The following is a 19,333-nucleotide window of genomic DNA, read 5'->3' as shown; positions in this document are numbered from 1 at the left end:
ATCGCGGAGACTTCGTCATGTCCAGCGGGACCAGGAGCGCATCCAACCCTTTGCGGGGGCAAAAGCGCGATAATTCAATAACTTGGGCTCTTGTTGCCGCTCAATCAAAAACGGGAAAACGCGAGACTACGGCACAATCGTTAACCAATTCTTAACGCGCGTTAATATTTGGTTAAATTAGAATAAAAGTTGTGTTAAAACCTTCCCTGCGGCGTCGCCTGTAGCGGCGCCACCATAACGGGGTCGGTTATGCAGTCTGAGTTTGCGTTTTTGGTGCATCCAAGAAATACCTTGCGTGCGGATATGGGCATTCTGTTCGGGCGGCCGTTTGCGCTTGTGCCGGAAGTGGCCTGGCGAACCGCTCTGAAGCACCTGCCAGTCCCTCCCATGGTCACCGGCAAGATGTCTCGAGTTGACCTGCCCGGAAAAGTCGTGGGCAGGATCATCACCGTCCCGCTGACCCCAACCCAATTGCTCACTATGCCGCGCACGCAAGTGCAGGCGCGCATCTCCGCGGCGATCGACAAGGCGCGTGATCTCGGCGCCTCCGTGGTCGGCCTCGGCGCCCTGACCGCTCCTGCCTCGGTCGGCGGAAAGGCCTTCGCCAAGCGCAAGGACGTCGGCGTGACCAATGGCAACGCTTTCACCGCTGCCATGACCCTGCAGGCCATGGAAAGGCTGACCGCGTCGATGGGCCGTGATCCGCTGATCGCCATTGTCGGCGCGACGGGGAGCGTCGGCAGTTGCCTGACCCGGCTTTATGCCCGCAAGCATTCGGGCAGGCTCCTGCTGGTGGCGCGCAACGAGAAGCGCCTTCAGACGCTGGCGGCGGACGTTCACGGAAACGGTGTCGAGGCCCGCGTCAGCACGGACATGGCAGACGTTTCCAAAGCTGATCTGGTTGTGCTGCTGACCTCGTCTCCAGATGCGCTGCTGCGCAGCGAGCACCTCAAGCGTGGAGCCGTCGTTCTCGACGACACCGTCCCGCGCAATACCGACGCAAGACTGCTGTCGGAGCGTCCGGATGTGCTGATCGTCGATGGCGGGCTGGTCGAGATCCCAGGGTTCGACCTGCGCGGTAACATCGCGCTTGCTCCAAAGCTTGCCTATGCGTGTCTTGCCGAAACCATGCTGCTGGCGCTCTCGGGCCATCAGGGGCACTTCTGCATGGGTGACGCCCACGTGGACCAGGCAGAACATATCCTGAAGCTCGCAAGCGAGCACCAGCATCTGGGCTTTCACCTGGCGCCATTCCGCTCGTTCGGGAAACTGATCCAGGGCGCCCCATCCCGGGCACCTGCAGCACCGGTAGAGGAGCTGGTCTCATGGGCCGTGTAGTCATTTTGGGCGGCGGCTATGCTGGCCTCCACGCCTTTTCGGCGCTTCGTTCGCGGCTTCGCTCCCTGATCGCGCGCGGTGAAGTCGAGTTGACCCTGGTCTCGCGAGATGGGTACCACACCTATCACGGCTGGACCGGAGAAGTGCTGGCCGGCGACTTGCCGGTGGACAGTACGCTGACCTCGCTCGAGCCGCTGCTGGGCCAAAGCTTCGTGCAAGGCGAAGTCGTTTCAGCTGACCTTGGCGGCAGAACCCTGACTGTCAAAAGCGAGGACGGTCAAAGGGAGCTCCGGTTCGATCACCTGCTGATTGCCGCTGGGTCTGTTGACCCGTTTGACCGCATTCCGGGCCTCGCCGCGCACGGCTGGTGCGTCAAGAACACCCGCGACATGCAGAAACTGGCTGGGGAGCTTGACGGCTGGGACGCTGCTGCGGCCGGAAGGCGGAACGTCGTGGTGGTCGGCGGAGGCCTGGCCGGGGTTGAGACCGCCTCTGCGCTGGCCGCCCGGTTCGGGAGAACCGGGTCAGACAAGATCAACATCCACCTGGTCTCGTCCAGCGAGAAGCTTCTTCCGACCCTGCGGCCGGATTTCGACCATATCGCCGAGACGGCCACGCGCACCCTGGTTGAACAGGGCGTCCAGCTCCACCAGGGAACGCGCGTCGCGCGGATTGAGAAAGACCAGGTGGAGCTTTCCAACGGCAGGACAGTTGCTTCCGATCTTTCGGTCGTGGCGGCCGGAGTGAGCTTCAGCATCCTGCCCGGCACGGAATCTCTCGCACGCAATCAAGCAGGACAAATCATCGCCGATGACGGCCTTCGCGTGCGGGGAAGCGACAACATCTGGGTCGCCGGCGACATCGCGGCCGTGCCGCATCCCGCCACTGGCGAACCCTGCCCTGTCAATGCCCTCTGGGCAATGAAGCAGGGCGATTGCGTCGGCCGCAACATCGCCCGCTCGATCAAGGGCCAGCGCGTTAGAGGCTTCAATTTCCGGGGGCTTGGACAAGCAGCGGGCCTCGCCGGCCAGCGCGGCATCACCGAACTTTACCGGATCCAGTTCACCGGCCGGCTCGCCTGGTTGATCCGCGTCCTGTTCTTCGCCTGGTACATGCCTTCGCGCCGAGGTGCGCTTTCGGTCCTCTCACTGCTGTCCCAGCATGTCTGGAGCGCGGCGATCGGCACTCTCTCGCAGCGCCGTCGTGCGGCACCTGCCCCGGCTGCCAAGCTTCCGGCGCCAGTGGCAAAGCTTTCAGGTCATTTGAGGTGATCGACCAGGCAGAGCGGCAGCGCTGCTCCGCCTAAAACGCTGTGCATTGGGCACATCAGCGCCGCGCCTAAGGGAAGGGCAAATTGCCGGACGCGGATAGTGATCCGGCAATCACCTGATTTTTTCGTTTGCTACCCGCGCATCATTCCACCGTCCCCCGGGGTGGCTGTGCGTAGCGATCATGGCGGCGCACCCAGTCCATCCCCTCGGATTCATTGCGGCCTTTTGGAGCGAGATCCAGCATGGCGTAGGTGCCCATCATCACCTCAACGCCGCGCCCGTAGGTGGAATAGGTGCGAAAGACCTCGCCCGCTTCGTCCTTGAAGAAGGCGCTGACGCCAGGCCATTCTTCGCCGGTCTCCCGCCATTCGCCGAAGTTGTAGTCGATTTGCCCGGTGGCAATCTCTTCGGGCGTGAAGCTGACGCGGAAATCGTAGTTGAAGTCGCTGCCGTTCGAGGACACCCATTTGAACTGCCAGCCCATGCGCTTGCGGTAGCGCTCGATGTCGGCGAGCGGTGCGCGCGAGACGGCGATCATGGTGACGTCGTGGTTGGCCAGATGCATGTTCATGCCGTCGGTGTGATCGGCCATGTAAGAGCAGCTCGGGCAGCCTTCCTTCCATCCCGGCGCGAACATGAAATGCTGCACGAGAAGCTGCGATCGGCCCTCGAAGAGATCGGCCAGGGTCCGCGGGCCTTCGAGCGTATCGAACAGGTATTCCTTGTCGACGCGCACCCATGGAAGGGCGAGCCGCTCGCGGGCCACCTTGTCGCGAAGATGGGTGAGTTCCTTCTCCGCTTTCATGAGGTCCCGGCGGGCCGTGAGCCACTCATCGCGTGAAACAACAGCATGTTGCATTGTCAGTCTCCTTCGGTTTGGGTGACGCGGGTGTTGGCGCGCTGCCAGCCGGCTGAAAGGAACTTCAGCCACGCCGACAGGTGAAAGACGCTCATCAGCAGGTACATCAGGACCATGTCGTTGACCGGCACGGACGCTGACGCACCAGAACATATCGACATGCCCGGCGACCCGACGGCGGAAATCCAGGCCATCAGTGCGAAAGTCGGGGCGGCGGCGAGCCCGAGCCAGCCGGACACATCGGACGCCTGCCCGACCAACGAAGCTGCCATCCCTTTTGCCGCAAACATCCTCATTTCCGGTTCTCCGCTCGAACGGCTGCGATGCGAAGACGCTATCTCGGGCGGAGGGCCGGGTGGGAGTTACAAGTGTGACGGGATTTCGGCGGGTCGGAAGCGGACTGGCAGCCGGAGTCCGGATCGCGTCCAGAATGGCCGAAACGGCTGAGCGGTAGCTCCAAGTCTTTGACTTGTCGCGTTTTCGAACAGCAAAATTGGCGTCCATCCCGGATCAAGTCCGGGACAGGCCTTTTGCTGAAAACGCTCTCGCGTACGACCTTTCGGAGTTGCATTGGTCAATACGCGGTCAACGGCAGTAAACCCTATGCCGGCAGGACCACCACCTTGGTGTTGACGGGCGTCTTGGCATAGAGATCGATCATATCCTGGGTAAGTAGGCCGATACACCCGCTTGAAATGCCCTTGCCGATCGTTTCAGGCATGATCGTGCTGTAGATCGTATAGAGCGTGTAGGCGCCATTCTGGTAGAGATAGAGCGTTCGTGCCCCGAGTGGGTTGTTCAGCCCCGGGGGCATGCCGCCGGCGTACTGGGCGGCCTCGGGCTGGCGCCGGATCATCTCTTTGGGCGGCGTCCAGACCGGCCATTCGGCTTTTCGCCCGATATAGGCATCGCCGCTCCACCGGAATCCGTCGCGGCCGACATTGGCGCCATATCGGGTGGCGTATCCGTCGCCTTCGATCCGGTAGACGTAGTAGTTGCGGGGATCCGCAATGATCGTGCCGGCCGCTTCCTTAGTGTCGTAACGCACCGTCCGGCGAAGGTATTTCGGATTGACCTTGCTGAGATTGACGGCAGGGATCGGAAAGCGTTCGTCGGGGACTGGCCCGTAGACTTTCTGCGCCTGAGCAAGGCTCATGCCGCCGGTTGCGCAACCTGCAAGCCCGAACGCGGCGAGACCGGCGGCCGATCCGGCCAGAAACGACCGGCGGCTGAGGAAGCCTGAGAAGCGGCCATATTGCGCTGACGCGTCACTCTCACGCGCATCGGACATCTCATCATTCATGTTTCCAACCCCCGTCCCCGACCAGAGAGCACACTGGCAACTCGCCCTCCTGAGTGTGGCTTGGCGGAGCTTGGCCTCAAAGGTGACGGTTGGCAAGGTCTCTCAGCGGTGCGTCGGGCGTCGGATGGCTGTCATGCCGCCCGGTGCACCGCCATTGTAGCCGTCGATGGGCGAACGGCAGCTCGCGGGATTTGTCGCGGTGGAACGAATGGCGCCTTAAGGGCGCATTACTGGCGGAAGCGGTGCCGGGAGCGGTCGGGCGACTTGCCGCGTCGCGAGGTCAATTGCCGTCGCTATGCCAGTTTGAGACGGGAGCCGGGGTAGTCATAGGCGATAGCGGTCTTAAACCCCTTGATCCTGCCTAAAATGAGCTCGCGCCTGGGACCATGAGCGGGTTTTTAGACAAGTCCACTTCGTCGCAAGCGCACGCCGCTCACGCCACCACCACGCTCAACCCGACTTGCCGCTGACCGCCGCCTCGGCGAAGGTTGCCATGCTGTTGTGCAGCTCGAGGGCCGTCTTCGCGAGGACCGCGGCAAGGGCAGCACCGGTCCCTTCCCCGAGACGCATGCCGAGATCGAGGAGGCCCTTGCCGTCCATGGCGGCCAGCGCCCGGGCGTGGCCGGCTTCGGCCGAGGTGTGGCCGAAGATGCAGTGGTCGATGGCGGCCGGATTGACCGCATGGGCGATAGCGGCGGCGGAGGTGGCGACGAAGCCATCGACGATCACGGGAATCTTCTGGTGACGGGCCGCAATGAGCGCGCCGAACATGGCGGCGATTTCCCGGCCGCCGAGCCGGGCGAGGATGGCGAGGGGGTGGACGAGCTCCTGCTTGTGGAGCGCGACCGCGCGATCGACCGCGTCGGCCTTGCGGGCAAGGCCGGCATCATCGACGCCGGTGCCGCGCCCGACCCAGTCGGCGCCGGAGCCACCGAAGAGGGCGGCAAAGACCGCAGCGGCGACGGTGGTGTTGCCGATGCCCATCTCGCCGAGGCAGATGAGGTCGGGTCGACCGGCAATGGCCTCCATGCCGTAGGCGATAGTGGCCGCGCACATGCGGTCGTCGAGCGCGGCCTCGCGGGTGATATCACCGGTCGGCAGCTCCAAGGCCAACTCGAAGACGCGCAGGTTCAATTCGTGCAGCGCGCAGATGCGCGAGATGGCGGCGCCACCATTGGTGAAATTGGCGACCATCTGCGCGGTCACCTCGCGGGGGAAAGCGGAGACACCCTGGTCGGTGACGCCGTGATTGCCGGCAAAGATGGTGACCATGGGATTGTCGAGCGTCGGCTTTGCCTTGCCCTGCCAGCGGGCGAGATGTTCGACGAGGCGCTCGAGCTCGCCGAGCGATCCCGGCGGCTTGGTGAGCTGCGCATCGCGGGTCCGCACCGCTTCGACCGCTGTCTCGTCGCCTTCAGGCGCCGTCAGGATGAGATCGAGAACATCGGCATAGGCTGGATTGAGCGAGGCGGACATGACGGCTCCCGGGCGATAGCTGTTTGTTTGGCGCATGATCTTTTCCGAAAGGTCTGCAACTTTTCGGGATCATGCTAGGAAGGCCGTGTCTTGTTGCCCAAAGCGGGTGGAATTGCAATTGAGCGAGCAAACCGAACCGCGCCTCGAGCCGGCGGACGGAGAAACCGACAGGCCGCGCGCGCCGGAATCGACGGGCGGTCTTTTCGCCGACATGATCATGGCGCTGCGCTTCTTCTCGCGGCTGCCGACAGGCGACAGCCCGCACGAGGTGCCGGTCCTCGACCGTATGGCCCTCGCCCTGCCCTTTGCCAGCCTCGTGATCGGTATTGGACCAGCTCTCCTCCTGGTCTTCGGGCTGCTGCTCGGTTTGCCGGCCTATTTCGCCGCGGTGCTGGCGGTTGCGGCGATGGTGCTGGCGACCGGCGCCATGGCCGAGGATGCCATCGCCGACAGCATGGACGGCCTGTTTGGCGGCGGCACGCGCGAACGGCGGCTCGAGATCATGAAGGACAGCCGGCACGGCACCTATGGGGTGGCGGCGCTCTGCCTCTTCATTCTGCTGCGGGTAACGGCGCTCGGGGCGATCGGAGGCGGCAACCCGCTGGCTGCGGGCGGGTTGTGGCTGGCGGCCGGCGTTCTTGGCCGTTCGGCGGCGCTTTGGCTACCCGTGATGCTGCCGGCGGCGCGGCAGACCGGCGCCGGTGCAACGGCCGGCGAGGTCGGCTGGCGGAGCTTTTCCGTCGGGGCGCTGTTCGCCGCGATCCTCGCCGTGGTGCTGGCGGGGCCCTTCGCCGGGTACCTCGGCGTGTTGGCGGCCCTTGCCCTCCTCGTCGCCGCGGTCGTCGGCTGGACCGTGATCTGCCGCAGGCTCGTCGGCGGACAGACGGGGGACCTGACCGGCGGATTGACGGCGCTCTGTGAAATTGCCGCGCTCACCGCTTTTCTTCTCTTTACGTGAGCGATAACCCGGCGCTGCCTTGAAACCGTCAACACGAATGACTTTATGCAGATGAGGATCGACTTGCTGGACGAGGGCGGAGACCGCACATGATCTTCATCGGTATCGCCCTGGTCATTGCCATCGGGCTCGGGCTGCTCATCAGCTCCGATGCCGGGAATTTTGTCGGCCTCACCCAGATGCAGGCCGGGCAGTTGATCTTCCTCCTCATCATCCTCATTTTCGTTGCAGGAGGGACTTTCGGGCGGCGGCGCCGGGTGGGCGAGCTCATCAGCGGAGCTGCCATGTGGGTGGCGATCTTCGGCGTGGCGCTGATCGCCTACAGCTACAGGGTCGAGATCACCGGGGTTGCTGGCCGCATCTTCGGTGAGCTTGCGCCGGGCGTGGCGGTCGTCGATGCCGACCGAGGCACCGCGACCTTCCGCCGGGGGCTTGGCGGACATTTCGAGGTCAATGCCACCATCAACGGACATACGACGCCGATGATCTTCGATACCGGAGCGAGCGCGGTGGTGCTGACGACCGCCGACGCGCGGGCCGCAGGCATCGACACCCAAAGCCTGCGCTTTGACATACCGGTGTCGACGGCCAACGGAACCGGGATGGCGGCACGCACCACACTGGAGACGGTCGAGGTCGGCGGCATCGTGCGGCGCGACGTGCGCGCATTCATCTCCGAAGACGGGGCGCTGGAGACCAGCCTTCTCGGCATGACCTTCCTTGAAACACTCAGCCGCTATGCGGTGACCAGCAACGCACTGGAATTGACCGATTGAGCTCAGGCGGCGACGGCGACTCGACGTGCGGCGTCCAGCGCGTCCATCGCCTCGTCCAGCACCTCGACGCCCGCACCCTTGCGGCAAGCCTCAGTACTCAGGATCTGCCGGAACCGGCGGGCGCCGGGCAGGCCGTTGGCAAGACCAAGCATGTGACGGGTGATCTGGTTGATGCGCACCTCGGCGGCGAGTTCGGCCTCGGCATAGGCGCGCATGCCGCCCATGATGGTCTCGAGCGTTGCCGATCGGTCGGGTTCGCCGAAGATACGCGCGTCAACATCGGCCAACAGCATCGGATCGTGGTAGGCGGCGCGGCCGAGCATGACGCCGTCGACATGCTCGAAGTGGTCGACCGCGGCATCGAGTGTCTCGATGCCGCCATTGATCATGACCGGCAGGGGAGCGAGCCGCCGACGCAGGCGATAGACCCTGTCGTAGTCGAGCGGCGGGATGGTGCGATTTTCCTTGGGGCTCAGTCCCTTGAGCCACGCCTTGCGGGCGTGCACGTAGATCGCGGCAACCCCTGCCCCGACCATGGCGTCGGCGAAGCGATCAAGGCTTTCCTCAGTGTCCTGATCGTCGATGCCGATGCGGCACTTGACCGTAACGGGCTTACCCGTCACCTCGCGCATGGCAACGACGCACTCGGCAACAAGCTCCGGCTCGGCCATCAGGCAAGCGCCGAAGCGGCCGGACTGCACCCGATCGGACGGACAGCCGACATTGAGGTTGACCTCGGTATAGCCGGCGGCGTCGGCAAGGCGCGTGGCGGCGGCCAGTTCCTGCGGATCGGAGCCGCCCAGCTGGAGGGCGACCGGCTGTTCGGCCGACGAGAAGGCGAGGAGCCGCTCGGCATCGCCATGCACCAACGCGGCGCTGGCGACCATCTCGGTGAACAACAGCGCGCGCCGGGTCAGCAGCCGGTGGAGGTAGCGGCAGTGCCGGTCCGTCCAATCCATCATGGGCGCAATGGAGAAACGTCTATCTAAGTAGTTCATTCTTAAGCTTTTCCGCTCTCAGTCGGTCCAATTCCCGATTGGATCGACTGATAAGGTCGTTGCCATAGCATATCCAAAAGTACGCTGAACAGCGACACAAGCGTCTCCGAGTCAGTCGCCGAGCCGGATCTGGCTACCTGAGTGTGCACGAAAGCGATGAGACTAAGGCGCTCGAGGCGGAGTTCCGGGCAAGACGGAGGCGTTGCCTTCATCGCCCAGCCGCAGATCCCACCGCGCAACGTCAACTGGTCGTTTTCCGGCGCCTGGGTGCATGCAGCCAAAGTTGGGTTCGAGCAGTACTTCCTGCACAAGATCCGTACCGGCCATTCCGAACCGTTTTATGAACGCCTGGCCCTGCAGGTGCTCGGCATCGACAAGCTGAAGGAAGTTCGCGTCGAGGACGAGACGGCTAACTAAGTTCCACTGCGGAGGTATCGGTCAACCGATTCGCTCAGATGGCCAGGTCCGGCCCCAGGCGGGGATAGGAACGCGCTGAGCCAGCACAGCGCGTGCCCTGGGTTTTCGTTGCCGCAGGTTTTGCCGCGAGAAACCGGTTCCCATTTCTCCGCGTTCCGCTTTAGCGCCTGAGGGTCGTATAGAGGCTGCCGGCACGCGCGCCCGAACGGCAATAGCCGAGCACGGGCCCTTGGATCCGGGCCATGGCCTCCTCGAACCGGATAACCTGACCCTGCGACAGCATGCCGGAGACCGGTATGTGGACGATCGGCAGGCCCGACTCCTTTGCGGCGCGAGCGATCTCGTCGAACGATGGCCGGCCACGTTCTTCATTGTCCGGTCGGGCGCAAACGATGCCGGAAAAGCCTTTGCTCTTGATTTCGGCGATGTCCTGGGGGGTGATTTGGCCGGTCGTCGGGAACCGGTTGTCGATCCTGGTGATGTGTATGGTGATACCTTTGGTTCAGGGTCAGGCGCTCTGCGCGCTGGCGCGGGCGGCCGGCACGGAGCGAATGGTTCGGGCAATGGCCAGGCCGCCGATCATGGAGGCAACGAACAGGAATGCGTCCGGCTCTGCGAGCCCCAGCGCCGGGACGGCGCCGCCCGGACAGAATCCGGTGATGCCCCACCCTATCCCGAAGACCGCTGCCCCGGTGACAAGCGGGATGTCTATCTGCCGCGCGGCGGGGAGATGGAAACCCTCATCGAACACCGGTGCCGGACGCTTGAGCACCAGCCGATAGCCTATCACGGTCACCAGGAGCGCGGCGCCCATGACGAAGGCGAGCGAGGGATCCCAGGTACCGGCGAAATCGAAGAAATTGAGTACTTTGGCCGGATTGGCCATGCCCGAGATGGAAATCCCGGCGCCGAAGAGAAGGCCGACAAGACCTGCGGCAAGAACCCTTTTCATCAAAGGCCTCCCAGAACGTGACGAATGACAAAGACAGTGGCGGCGGTCGAAGCCATGAAGACGCCAGTGGCAACGATCGAGCGCGGAGAAAACCGCGCCATCCCGCACACGCCGTGCCCGGAGGTGCAGCCCGAGCCGAAATAGACCCCGATGCCGACGATCAGTCCGCCCACGACCAGCCAAGGCGCTGGAGTGGAACTAGCGAACCCGATGCTGTCGCCCGAGAGAGCGACGATCAGAGCCGGCGCGGCAACGGCCCCGACAAGAAAGGCGGCGCGCCAGGTCCAGCCGGGTGACGCAGGCGGTAAAACGGCGGAGAGGATGCCGGTCATGCCGGCAATACGACCGTGGAAGGCCATCAGGAGGACGGCGGCCAGCCCGATGAGCCCACCGCCGGCGAGCCAGAGAAATGGCGTGAACTCAGTCACAAATGAAACCTTTCGATTGAGCATGAAAGTCCGTACCGCAAGCCGTTCGACTACGCGGAATGGTGGAATGAACGGTGGGAAGCTGCTGCCCTAGGCGGCGCCGGGCCCGCAGAAGAGGTCGTACATGGTCCCGATGATCGCTTTCACCTTAGGATCGGCAAGACTGTAGAACACGGCCTTGCCGTCCTTGCGACCGGTGATCATGTCGGCGGCACGCAGTTCGGCCAGCTGCTGGGACAGGCCGGGCTGGCGAATGTCGAGCAGGTCCTCGAGTTCGCGCACGCTCCGCTCCCCCTCGACCAGCGCGCAAACGACAAGCAGCCGATCCGGGTTGGCGAGCTTCTTGAGGAAGGCAGATGCCTCGTCGACCTTCCCCTTGATGGCCCGGGTTTCCGGCGACAGCTCCGCCTCGACTGCTGGACTTACCATGCTGCCCCCTCGAGCGCGTTGAGCGGAATCTTGAGATACCGCCTGCCGTTGGCCTCCGGCTCGGGCAAGCGCCCGGCATTGGTGTTGATTTGCAGCGCGTGCAGGATCAGTTTGGGCATGGGTAGCGTCTTATCGCGGGCCTCGCGCACCGCGATGAACTGCTCCACGGTATCGTACCTTGCCATATGGATGTTGTTGGCCTTCTGCTCGACGACAGTGCTCTCCCACATCGGCTGGCGCCCGTCCGGCTGATAATCATGCCCGGTAAAGATGCGGGTTTCGTCCGGAAGCGCCAGGATCGCCTGGATCGATTTCCAGAGTGTCGCTGCATCGCCACCGGGGAAGTCGGCGCGGGCTGTACCGCTGTCGGGCATGAACAAGGTGTCGTGCACAAAGGCGGCGTCGCCGATCACATAGGTGATCGAAGCGAGGGTATGGCCGGGCGAGAACATCACCTTGGCCGGGACGTTGCCGACCTTGAACGTCTCGCCATCGGCAAAGAGCTTGTCCCACTGGCTGCCGTCCTCGCGCAACTCAGGCCAGTTGTAGATGTCCTTCCAGAGCTTTTGCACCGCGGTCACCTTCTCGCCGATGGCGGTCGGTGCCCCGGTCTTTTCCTTGAGATACTGAGCGGCCGAGAAATGGTCGGCATGTGGATGGGTGTCGAGAATCCACTCGACCTCGTATCCTTTGTCAGCAATGAACCCGAGCAGCTTGTCGGCCTCTCGGGTGGCGGTCGCGCCGGATCTCTCGTCGTAGTCGAGAACGGGATCGACGATCGCGCATTTGCGTGTTTGCGGGTCGGCGACGACGTACTGGATCGACCAGGTGCGCGGCTCAAAGAAGCCGGTGACTTCAGGTTTGGCTGTCATTTGCAGAGATCCTGATGCTGTTCTTGCGGCGATCGTCGTCGCATGGTGGTCAGATAACAATTCTTGCATTTTTTTGCAAGCATAATTTTGCAATCGATTTCGCGAAGAAACTGTAACGGTGCCTCCGTCAATGTGAGAGCAGGACAGGCGCGGGCGAGGCATATCCTGGAGTCGATCCTGCCGGTCAGCCGCCGTGCGCAAGGCCTCATCAACGATGCGCGGCTTGCCGGCAACCTGGCGAAGATGGCGATCGAAACGATCACCGCGCCGACGCTTGCTGTTTCCTTCGAGGACGACGGCTTCGACACCGCGGCTGCCGCGCTATATCGGCGAGCATGTGCCGGGTGCAAGGGTGCAGGTCTTCGCCGATGGCGGGCATATCGGCATCGGGCACGATGCCGAATCCTCTGCGCTCATCGACGGGTTTCTGCGCGAGATCGGCTACACGTGATCAGGGCCACCGGTGGCCTTCAGTCGTCGGTTCTCGAAGCGCCTTGGTGCGCCCCCTCGTCAACAAGGTCATGTTGCCGTCAACCGAACGCCGGTCTCGGGATCGAAGAGATGCGTGCGGCTCATGTCGACATGAACGGGGATCCTGGTCCCAGGTCGCAGATCAGCGCTGCCCGCAACGCGGCTCACGATCTCGCTGCCGCCGAGCTTGCTGAACACGAGGGTGTCTGCGCCGAGGGGCTCAACGATCTCGACCGGAATCTCGATCGGCACCAACCCCGCACCGCCGCGATTCTCGGCGGTGAAGACGTTGGTCAGATGCTCGGGACGTACACCGAACAGGACTTTCTGGCCCTTGTGACTGGCATAGCTCTGCCGCTGGGCAGCAGTGAGCGGAAGCGTTTGGCCGTCATTGAAGACAATCGACGCCTCGCCGGCAGACTCCGCAAGCTCGGCATCGATGAAGTTCATGGTCGGCGACCCGATGAAACCGGCAACGAACCGGTTGACCGGATGGTTGTAGAGCTGGTCGGGCGTGCCGACCTGCTCGATCACGCCACCGCGAAGAACGACGATGCGATCGGCGAGCGTCATCGCTTCGGTCTGGTCGTGCGTGACGTAAATGCTGGTCGCGTTGAACGCGATGTGCAGACGCTTGATTTGCGTGCGCATCTCGACGCGCAGCTTGGCATCGAGGTTACTCAGCGGCTCATCGAACAGGAAGAGCTGTGGCTCGCGTGCGATCGCCCGGCCGATGGCGACGCGTTGGCGCTGGCCGCCCGACAGCTGCTTGGGCTTGCGATCGAGGAGCTCGCGTATCTGCAGGATGTCGGCGGTGCGTTGGACTGCTTCTTCGATCTTGGCGCGCGGCATGTCGCGCATCTTGAGGCCGAAACCGAGATTCTGCTTCACGCTCATATGCGGGTAGAGAGCGTAGTCCTGAAACACCATGGCGATATCGCGGTCGCGTGGCGGCACGTCGTTGACCAGTTCGCCGTTGATGCTGATCTCGCCGTCCGAGACCGTCTCGAGCCCAGCGATCATGCGCAGCGTTGTCGACTTTCCGCAACCGGAGGGGCCGACGAGGACCATGAACTCGCCGTCGGTCACATCGAAGTCGATGCCGTGCACCACCTCGAACTGCCCGAACCTCTTGATGAGCTTGCGTACCGAGACCTCAGCCATCCTCTAGCCCCTATCCTGCATAGTCATGACCTGGCCGGCGGAAGAGTCCGCCGGATTCCAGCTGTACATCCGTCTCGGAGGCGCGCCCCGCCTCGAGGTTTCGCAGCATCGCCGGTCCCCAAAGGCCGCGCGGCGGCACCGGGCCCCAGGCCGGCCGGTTCATACCTTCGTAGCGGTCGAAGACGACAAGCGGATCGGCCGCCTGGGACACGGCAGCGGCAATGCTTCCCTCGCCGGCGGCTGCGCCCAGGTGAAGGGTCAGCGCGAAGCGCTGCACGCCCTGATCCGTGTGATGGTCGCGACCGGCGTAGGTCTGCGGCTCGCCGCCGCCCCAGGCCATTTTCGGGCTGCGCAGCAACGTCAGCTGCCAGAGCCTGTCGTCGATGCTGTGGCTATAGAGATCGGTCGTCGTCAGCGCGATCGCCGCGCCTCCGGCATCCAGCCGCGACCAGTCGAGGAATGGCCATTCGCTTGGCGAGGGTGTCCGGTCTACCGCGCCGTCGGCGATGCCGTCGGTCCAGCCATCCGGCGCCTGCGCGAGATCTATCGGCATCTGCAGCAGGCGGAAGCGTTCGCCGAAGTTGATGCGAAGCTCCATGCGCACGGCGCTCTCGCCCCGATAGAGGCTGACCCACCACTCGATCGCCGTGTTGCCGAGGCGCGCGTCAAGCCGCGCGCGACACCGCAATGGTCCCTGCTCCTCGACCTTCCAGTCGCCGCGGCTGAGGACGTCAATGACCGGCTCGCTCCATTTGTCGGTGTGGAAGGTCCACGTGTCGGTCGTATCCTCGCGCAGATGGATGCCGACGCCGCCCGGACCGGTTACGGCGCTACCCGCGATCGCGATTGCAGCAATGCCGCCCGGACGCAGACGCACCTCGACGACACCGTTTGAAAGCCGCGTGCTCGTCGCCACCAGCTCATGGCCGCGCTCGGGTCGCTCGCCGCCCGGCGCAGGCTCGTCGCGAACGCGGAACATGCGGCTGGCACCGGCGGGCACCTCGGCATGAAACAGGATGCGCGGGATCAGCTGGTTGGACTCGGGCTGGACGATTTGGAGCGGTACGGGATTGTCATTCTCGTCGCAGATCCAGCGCGCATTCCAGTCGTCGAAGTCGAGGTAGGGCTCGCCCTCGACATAGCCGGCGAACGGCTGGGTCGCGGTGTTCACGACGACGACCTGATGCGCGTTGGCCTTGGGCAGCGCTCGGTACGACCAGCGCCGCGTCGTATGCAACAGCACCTCCTCGCCTATGATCCGCGCGCGGCCCTGGAAGGCGCGGACCGAGTCCCAGGCCGAGGGGATCGACGTCCCCGTCAGGATGTCATGGAACTGGGTGAACATGAGGTCTTCCCAGGCGGCATCGAGCCGGGTGCTTTGCGCCGCCTTCTCCGCGTCGTCGGCAGCGAATGCATCCACGGCACGGCGCGCCTGCTCGAGCAGGTGTTCGCCGTGCCGCTGCGCATATTTGATGTCGTGCATGACCGAATAGCAGCCGGGGAAGGCGTGCTGCAGCTCGGTGGTCACAGTCGGAAGCAGGTTCCGCTTGTCGGCGATGGCATCGAAGTAATTCTGCGGCGTCGAGAACACCAGCTCGTGCCCATCGTAGTTCCGGTTGGCGATGATCCAGTCGATCATCGCCTTGGACGGCCCTCCCCCGTGGTTGCCCACGCCATAAAAGCACATGGTGTGTCCGAGTTGAGGATCGGCCGCATCGATCGCGATCTCGAGCTGGCCGCTGAGGTCGGCGAAGTTCGCGACATAGCCAGGCTCGATGCGGAAGGCGACGACCTCGGCGCCGCCGGTGCCGCGCCACACGAAGGTGTTGGCGGGCAGCGCAGTCTGGTGTTGCTCGGGCCGGCGGAAGACATAGGAGGTGTAGAAGTGGGAGGCGAGAATGTCGGGCAGACTGGCGGTATGGCCGAAACTGTCGACATTGTAGGCGACCTTCGGGCTGATGCCGAACTTCTCGCCGAAGTAGCGCTGACCATGGGTGAACTGGCGATGGAGGCCAGCGGCCGTCGGTAGGTTGAGGTCGGGCTGGATGAACTGCCCGCCGGTGATGTGCCATTGCCCGCGCTCGATCAGCTCGCGGATACGTACGAACAGTTCGGGATGCAGCAGTTCCACCTGCTTGTAGAGCCAGGCCTCGCCGCGGGTGAAGATGAAGTCCGCATACTCGTCGCAACGGTCAGCCATGGCCGAGGCGGTGGCGATCGCTTCGTCGACACCCGCCTGCCATGGCCAGAGCCAGACCGGGTCGATGTGGGCATTGGCGATCATATGGACCCGCATCGCGCTCTAACTTCCTGTTGTCGCGGGATAGTTTGCAAAAAACCGGTTCCCACCTTTTGCACCCCGCTCTAGCCCTTCACCGCGCCCGCGGTCAGGGCGCCGATGATGAAGCGTTGCAGCACGAGGAAAGTTACGATCGCCGGAACGATGGAGAGGACGCTCGCGGCAGCGAGCACCTGGGTCGAGGTCGTGTTGTACGTCCCCTGGAAATTGAAGATGCCGACGGCAATCGGCTGCAGCGCGGGCTTGCTGAGCAGAATGAACGGGATGATGAACTGCGACCAGCCGAGAATGGCGTTCAGCACGAAGGCCGAGGTCAAGCCCGGCAGGCTCAGCGGCATGATCACGCGCAGGAATGCGCCGAAGCGTGTGCAGCCGTCGATCATCGCAGCCTCCTCGAGGCTGCGTGGGATGCCGTCGATGAACCCCTTCAGCATCCAGGTAAAGAGCGGCGCGGCAACGGCGATGTAGAGCATGCTGGCCCCGAAATGGCTGTCGGTGAGGCCGATGCGGTCCATGTAGCGGTAGAGCGGGACCATGATCACGAGCGGCGAGATCATCTGGAAGGCCAGGATTCCGATCATCACAGGGCGCTTGGCGGGAAATTCGAAACGCGAGAGCGCATAGGCGGCAGGGGTTGCGAATAGCATCGCTCCGAACGCGCCGGCGACCGAAAGCAACAGACCGTTCCACAAATAGCGCGGGAACAGCTGGTTGCCGAGGACGCTGAAGTAGTTGTCGAGCGTCGGGTTCTGCGGCCACAACCTGATGTCGCTGACATAGACCTCCGCCGCGGTGCGGATCGAAAGCGAGATCAGCCAGAGCAGCGGTCCCGCAAAGAACAGACAGACAACGAGATAGGCGAGGTATGTACCGGCATCGCCCAACCGCTGTTTTGTCGACATCCTCATGTCTCATTCTCCTTCGGCAGCAGCCGGATGTAGAAGAAGGTGAAGACGACGCTGATGGCGAGCAGCACCACGGCGATCACCGAGCCGTTGGCCAGATCGAAATTCCGGAAAACGAGGTTGTAGGCGTAAAGCGAGAGCACCTCCGTCGCGCGGCCCGGACCGCCGCCTGTGAGCGCCAGGATCAGATCGAACGTGTTGAGCGTGAAGATCGATATGAGGATGGTGTTGATCAGCAGGATCGGCCTCAGCTGTGGCAGCGTCACGTACCAAAACTGCCGCCACGCGCTCGCGCCGTCCACCGCCGCCGCTTCGTAGAGGCTCTTGGGGATGATCACGAGTCCGGCGTAGAGCAGGATCATCGAAAAGGCCGTTCCACGCCAGATGTTGGCGATAACTGCGGACCAGATCGCAATATCGGGACGCGAGAGCCACTTCACCGGCGGCAGGCCGACGTCCCTCAGCAGGCTGTTGAGGAAGCCGTAGCTGGCTTCGCTGAAGATGAGCTGCCAGACGATGCCGGCGGCGACGCCGGGCACGATCCACGACGAGAGAATGACGATCCGTACGACGGAGACTCCTGGCAGATTGCGGTTGACGCCGCGGTTAAGGGCGAGCGCGATCAACAGGCCCAAGAGGAGCTGGAAAACGACGCTCGCGAAGACGAATAGAAAGGTGATCCAGAGCAGCCCGCCGAGGCTGGTGTTGCGCTGCAGCGCCTGGTAGCTGCGCAGCGTGTACTCGTACTCGGGATTGAGCAGGGTCGCGTTGGTGAACGAGAAACGCACCACCTCCACGGCAGGGTAGACGTAGGTGGCAAGCAGCAACAGCGTCAGCGGCGCGACCCAGATATAGGGGTGTTCGCTGATCCGCCACCTCGGGCGGCGCCGTGTGCGCAACGCGGCATTGGCCGTGGCAACGCCCTCGGTCATGGCATCATCCCCATATTGGGCCGATCACGCATCGCAGACGGAAGGCGCGCGCGGCGCATGAGCGCCGCGCGCCGATCCCAATTACATGCGGCTATAGGCTTCGTTGACCGCGTTCCAGGCGTCGGTGAGGGCCGCGTCCGGCTCCTTGGTCTGGGCCAGCACTTCACCCATCATGATCTGCAGCTGGTTCGAGATCTCGGGATAGATCGGCACGCCCGGCCTCGCCTTGCCGTTCACAAGATAGTCGCGCAACTGGGTAAAGTACTCGTCCTGGAAGCGGGGCAGCGAGTCGAACAGCGCCTGCCGCGTGGGCAGGTCGCCGACGACTTCGTTGGCCGGGCCCATGAACACTTCGCGCATGAGCGCGACGCACATCTCGATCTTGGCAGGGTCGTCAGAGAACGCCGCAACGGTCCAGCCACCTGTGCCGGTTGCGCGCTGGTCGGGTGTCGGTCCGGGGATCTCGGAGACTTCCCAGTTGGCGAACTGCTCGGGCGACATGCCTTCGCGGATCTGGGAACGCTGCCAATGGCCTCCGATAAAGCTGGCGGCGGTGCCCGCGATCGCGGCGGCATTGAAATCATCGTAGGTCGCGATGTTGGCAACGCGCGACGGTGCAGCACCGCTCTCGACCAGTTCGTCGTAGAAGGTCAGCGCGTTGAGCATGTACTCGCGGTTGTCGCCTTCGCCAAAGATCGGCTTGCCGGTATCGTCGACGAGCTCGCCCCCCTGGCTCCAGAAGTGGGCCAGCCAGTCGAAAGCCGTGCCCTCCCAGCGCCCGCCATTGAACAGGACGCCCTCCTTGCCGGCCTCAGCCGCCGCACTTGCGGCCGCCTGGAGTTCGTCCCAGGTCGCCGGCGCGTCGGGCATCACCGTCGTGTCACGGTAAAAGATGCGAAGGTCGGTGCCCCACCACCAGGCATAGATCTCGCCGTCCTCGCCGGTGATTCCTTCCCGGATGAAGGGGAACAGGTCGTCGATCTCTTCCTGCTCAAAGAAGCTCGTGACTGGCTGCAGCACGCCGTTCTGAACGAACAGTGCAAGCTGGAACGAGTCGACCGACACGCAATCGGGCGCGCGGCCGGCGCGGGCCTGCTCGAGGAGGCGCGCATGCTCGCCGCCAATGTCGGTGCTGAAGAACTCGAACTGCACCTGCCAGTCCGGATGCGCCTCGGCGAACTCCTGCCATATCGGCTTGAAGGCTGCATTCTGTTCCGGGCTCGGGTTGTTGGGTGACTGCCCGGGGTTCGTCCTGAAGGTCAACACGTTGGGCGCGCCAGGATCACCGACGCGATCGGCTGTCACGAGCTCCTGGGCGAGAGCCCCGGTGCCGCCCAAGACAGTGCAAGCAAGCAAAGTCGCAACGAAACTGCGTTTCATGTTCGTCCTCCTCCTTGTTGCCCGGCCGTTGAATCGGCCAGTTGCCGCCTCCGATCCCGCGAAGAACCAAATGTTTGGGCCCGGGGGACGGTTAGGGGTAGCCTA

At 63.7% G+C, this 19,333-nt stretch carries 20 protein-coding genes and 1 pseudogene; 6 read left to right on the top strand and 15 right to left on the bottom strand.

The window, feature by feature from the left end; translation table 11 throughout:
* Positions 1-432 precede the first annotated feature (432 nt).
* Positions 433-1,338, top strand: a complete 906-nt coding sequence (locus QQK18_RS11915; RefSeq protein WP_284340561.1) for a polysaccharide biosynthesis protein — start codon at positions 433-435, stop codon at positions 1,336-1,338.
* Positions 1,326-2,609, top strand: coding sequence for an NAD(P)/FAD-dependent oxidoreductase (locus tag QQK18_RS11910; protein ID WP_284340560.1), 1,284 nt, complete (start codon positions 1,326-1,328; stop codon positions 2,607-2,609). Before QQK18_RS11915 ends, QQK18_RS11910 begins: the two co-directional genes overlap by 13 nt.
* Before the next feature lie 142 nt (positions 2,610-2,751).
* Here QQK18_RS11910 and QQK18_RS11905 read toward each other — a convergent pair whose 3' ends face one another.
* The 4 genes from QQK18_RS11905 to cobT form a co-directional block, all read right to left on the bottom strand.
* A complete protein-coding gene (locus QQK18_RS11905) occupies positions 2,752-3,468 on the bottom strand; it encodes a DUF899 domain-containing protein (RefSeq protein ID WP_284340559.1) in 717 nt (238 codons plus the stop codon).
* Positions 3,469-3,470: 2 nt separating this feature from the next.
* Positions 3,471-3,740 (bottom strand): hypothetical protein, encoded by a 270-nt coding sequence (locus tag QQK18_RS11900; protein WP_284340558.1) that lies wholly within the window; start codon positions 3,738-3,740, stop codon positions 3,471-3,473.
* A gap of 329 nt (positions 3,741-4,069) precedes the next feature.
* Positions 4,070-4,759: a L,D-transpeptidase gene (locus QQK18_RS11895; RefSeq protein ID WP_379994536.1), complete on the bottom strand. Its 690-nt coding sequence runs from the start codon at positions 4,757-4,759 to the stop codon at positions 4,070-4,072.
* A 462-nt stretch (positions 4,760-5,221) separates the two neighbouring features.
* A complete protein-coding gene (cobT, locus tag QQK18_RS11890) occupies positions 5,222-6,247 on the bottom strand; it encodes a nicotinate-nucleotide--dimethylbenzimidazole phosphoribosyltransferase (RefSeq protein WP_284341025.1) in 1,026 nt (341 codons plus the stop codon).
* Positions 6,248-6,365: 118 nt separating this feature from the next.
* On the opposite strand from cobT, the gene QQK18_RS11885 reads away from it, so the two are divergent.
* Both QQK18_RS11885 and QQK18_RS11880 read left to right on the top strand, forming a co-directional pair.
* Positions 6,366-7,205, top strand: a complete 840-nt coding sequence (locus tag QQK18_RS11885; RefSeq protein WP_284340556.1) for an adenosylcobinamide-GDP ribazoletransferase — start codon at positions 6,366-6,368, stop codon at positions 7,203-7,205.
* A gap of 89 nt (positions 7,206-7,294) precedes the next feature.
* A complete protein-coding gene (locus tag QQK18_RS11880) occupies positions 7,295-7,981 on the top strand; it encodes a retropepsin-like aspartic protease family protein (RefSeq protein ID WP_284340555.1) in 687 nt (228 codons plus the stop codon).
* 2 nt (positions 7,982-7,983) lie between these two features.
* Here the strand turns inward: QQK18_RS11880 and dusA are convergent, their stop codons facing one another.
* Entirely contained in the window at positions 7,984-8,979 is a 996-nt protein-coding gene (gene dusA / locus QQK18_RS11875; protein WP_284340554.1) for a tRNA dihydrouridine(20/20a) synthase DusA, read from the bottom strand.
* A gap of 192 nt (positions 8,980-9,171) precedes the next feature.
* On the opposite strand from dusA, the pseudogene QQK18_RS11870 reads away from it, so the two are divergent.
* Positions 9,172-9,396 (top strand): annotated as a pseudogene (locus QQK18_RS11870) (NAD(P)/FAD-dependent oxidoreductase); the annotation flags it as partial.
* A gap of 160 nt (positions 9,397-9,556) precedes the next feature.
* On the opposite strand, the gene QQK18_RS27550 reads toward QQK18_RS11870, so the two are convergent.
* The 5 genes from QQK18_RS27550 to QQK18_RS11850 form a co-directional block, all read right to left on the bottom strand.
* Positions 9,557-9,868: a protein tyrosine phosphatase family protein gene (locus QQK18_RS27550; RefSeq protein ID WP_431307856.1), complete on the bottom strand. Its 312-nt coding sequence runs from the start codon at positions 9,866-9,868 to the stop codon at positions 9,557-9,559.
* Between the two features lie 36 nt (positions 9,869-9,904).
* Positions 9,905-10,348, bottom strand: coding sequence for a DUF6691 family protein (locus tag QQK18_RS11865; RefSeq protein ID WP_284340553.1), 444 nt, complete (start codon positions 10,346-10,348; stop codon positions 9,905-9,907).
* Positions 10,348-10,776: a YeeE/YedE family protein gene (locus tag QQK18_RS11860; RefSeq protein ID WP_284340552.1), complete on the bottom strand. Its 429-nt coding sequence runs from the start codon at positions 10,774-10,776 to the stop codon at positions 10,348-10,350. The genes QQK18_RS11865 and QQK18_RS11860 overlap by 1 nt, the downstream gene beginning before the upstream one ends.
* A gap of 90 nt (positions 10,777-10,866) precedes the next feature.
* Complete coding sequence (locus QQK18_RS11855) at positions 10,867-11,205, bottom strand: ArsR/SmtB family transcription factor (RefSeq protein ID WP_284340551.1); 339 nt, start codon at positions 11,203-11,205, stop codon at positions 10,867-10,869.
* Complete coding sequence (locus QQK18_RS11850; protein ID WP_284340550.1) at positions 11,199-12,077, bottom strand: MBL fold metallo-hydrolase; 879 nt, start codon at positions 12,075-12,077, stop codon at positions 11,199-11,201. The genes QQK18_RS11855 and QQK18_RS11850 overlap by 7 nt, the downstream gene beginning before the upstream one ends.
* A 274-nt stretch (positions 12,078-12,351) precedes the next feature.
* On the opposite strand from QQK18_RS11850, the gene QQK18_RS11845 reads away from it, so the two are divergent.
* Positions 12,352-12,528, top strand: a complete 177-nt coding sequence (locus QQK18_RS11845; RefSeq protein ID WP_284340549.1) for a hypothetical protein — start codon at positions 12,352-12,354, stop codon at positions 12,526-12,528.
* Positions 12,529-12,596: 68 nt separating this feature from the next.
* Here the strand turns inward: QQK18_RS11845 and QQK18_RS11840 are convergent, their stop codons facing one another.
* The 5 genes from QQK18_RS11840 to QQK18_RS11820 form a co-directional block, all read right to left on the bottom strand.
* Positions 12,597-13,712 carry an ABC transporter ATP-binding protein gene (locus tag QQK18_RS11840; protein ID WP_284340548.1) on the bottom strand — a complete coding sequence of 372 codons (1,116 nt, stop codon included), beginning with the start codon at positions 13,710-13,712 and terminating at the stop codon, positions 12,597-12,599.
* A gap of 10 nt (positions 13,713-13,722) precedes the next feature.
* Complete coding sequence (locus QQK18_RS11835) at positions 13,723-16,008, bottom strand: glycoside hydrolase family 38 N-terminal domain-containing protein (protein ID WP_284340547.1); 2,286 nt, start codon at positions 16,006-16,008, stop codon at positions 13,723-13,725.
* Between the two features lie 68 nt (positions 16,009-16,076).
* Positions 16,077-16,919 (bottom strand): carbohydrate ABC transporter permease, encoded by an 843-nt coding sequence (locus tag QQK18_RS11830; RefSeq protein ID WP_284340546.1) that lies wholly within the window; start codon positions 16,917-16,919, stop codon positions 16,077-16,079.
* Positions 16,916-17,848 carry a carbohydrate ABC transporter permease gene (locus tag QQK18_RS11825; RefSeq protein ID WP_284340545.1) on the bottom strand — a complete coding sequence of 311 codons (933 nt, stop codon included), beginning with the start codon at positions 17,846-17,848 and terminating at the stop codon, positions 16,916-16,918. The genes QQK18_RS11830 and QQK18_RS11825 overlap by 4 nt, the downstream gene beginning before the upstream one ends.
* 81 nt (positions 17,849-17,929) lie before the next feature.
* Positions 17,930-19,228 carry an extracellular solute-binding protein gene (locus tag QQK18_RS11820; RefSeq protein WP_284340544.1) on the bottom strand — a complete coding sequence of 433 codons (1,299 nt, stop codon included), beginning with the start codon at positions 19,226-19,228 and terminating at the stop codon, positions 17,930-17,932.
* Positions 19,229-19,333: the final 105 nt, after the last annotated feature.

The sequence above is a fragment of the Devosia nitrariae genome (genome assembly GCF_030160115.1).
In the GTDB taxonomy this organism is placed as follows: Bacteria; Pseudomonadota; Alphaproteobacteria; order Rhizobiales; family Devosiaceae; genus Devosia; species Devosia nitrariae.
This window is presented reverse-complemented; position numbering and strand designations above follow the sequence as displayed.

Bases quoted from the DNA above. Each gene is read 5' to 3' on its own strand.
- QQK18_RS11910 (WP_284340560.1), top strand. From the start codon at position 1,326: ATGGGCCGTGTAGTCATTTTGGGCGGCGGCTATGCTGGCCTCCACGCC.
- QQK18_RS11905 (WP_284340559.1), bottom strand. From the start codon at position 3,468: ATGCAACATGCTGTTGTTTCACGCGATGAGTGGCTCACGGCCCGCCGG.
- QQK18_RS11900 (WP_284340558.1), bottom strand. From the start codon at position 3,740: ATGGCAGCTTCGTTGGTCGGGCAGGCGTCCGATGTGTCCGGCTGGCTC.
- QQK18_RS11895 (WP_379994536.1), bottom strand. From the start codon at position 4,759: ATGTCCGATGCGCGTGAGAGTGACGCGTCAGCGCAATATGGCCGCTTC.
- cobT (WP_284341025.1), bottom strand. From the start codon at position 6,247: ATGTCCGCCTCGCTCAATCCAGCCTATGCCGATGTTCTCGATCTCATC.
- QQK18_RS11880 (WP_284340555.1), top strand. From the start codon at position 7,295: ATGATCTTCATCGGTATCGCCCTGGTCATTGCCATCGGGCTCGGGCTG.
- dusA (WP_284340554.1), bottom strand. From the start codon at position 8,979: ATGAACTACTTAGATAGACGTTTCTCCATTGCGCCCATGATGGATTGG.
- QQK18_RS11865 (WP_284340553.1), bottom strand. From the start codon at position 10,348: ATGAAAAGGGTTCTTGCCGCAGGTCTTGTCGGCCTTCTCTTCGGCGCC.
- QQK18_RS11855 (WP_284340551.1), bottom strand. From the start codon at position 11,205: ATGGTAAGTCCAGCAGTCGAGGCGGAGCTGTCGCCGGAAACCCGGGCC.
- QQK18_RS11850 (WP_284340550.1), bottom strand. From the start codon at position 12,077: ATGACAGCCAAACCTGAAGTCACCGGCTTCTTTGAGCCGCGCACCTGG.
- QQK18_RS11840 (WP_284340548.1), bottom strand. From the start codon at position 13,712: ATGGCTGAGGTCTCGGTACGCAAGCTCATCAAGAGGTTCGGGCAGTTC.
- QQK18_RS11835 (WP_284340547.1), bottom strand. From the start codon at position 16,008: ATGCGGGTCCATATGATCGCCAATGCCCACATCGACCCGGTCTGGCTC.
- QQK18_RS11830 (WP_284340546.1), bottom strand. From the start codon at position 16,919: ATGAGGATGTCGACAAAACAGCGGTTGGGCGATGCCGGTACATACCTC.
- QQK18_RS11825 (WP_284340545.1), bottom strand. From the start codon at position 17,848: ATGACCGAGGGCGTTGCCACGGCCAATGCCGCGTTGCGCACACGGCGC.
- QQK18_RS11820 (WP_284340544.1), bottom strand. From the start codon at position 19,228: ATGAAACGCAGTTTCGTTGCGACTTTGCTTGCTTGCACTGTCTTGGGC.